General features: G+C 58.1%; 1 protein-coding gene. It reads left to right on the top strand.

Annotated elements, in window-relative coordinates:
• On the top strand, positions 1 to 260 hold a 260-nt coding region (locus tag SB771_RS35345), incomplete at both ends, for a hypothetical protein (RefSeq protein ID WP_410722084.1).

Raw genomic sequence — 260 nt, 5'->3', positions numbered from 1 at the left:
CTGTGGATCTCCCATGCGATTGGAGCCAGCTTCGCATCCGTCTGTTCGACGGCGACGTCGCTTGTCGTTGTTATTGTGGCACTCGCCATCCTTTGGCGATTTCTGGACGCCTTCGGCCTACAGATTCTTGCCGCCTTTCCCGCGATTGGCTGGCCGACTATCTGGCCTGTCCTGACCAGCATCGCGAACGGCGGCAGCGATTCTGAATCTTCGTTCCGGCAGTGGCATGAGCAGTCTTTCATTGACAGCGCGTGGATGAC

Origin of the sequence: Burkholderia sp. SIMBA_051 (genome assembly GCF_046534915.1) — a bacterium.
Lineage (GTDB): Bacteria > Pseudomonadota > Gammaproteobacteria > Burkholderiales > Burkholderiaceae > Burkholderia > Burkholderia ambifaria.
The sequence above is the reverse complement of the archived record's forward strand: the minus strand, read 5'-3'. Positions and strand labels throughout refer to the sequence as shown.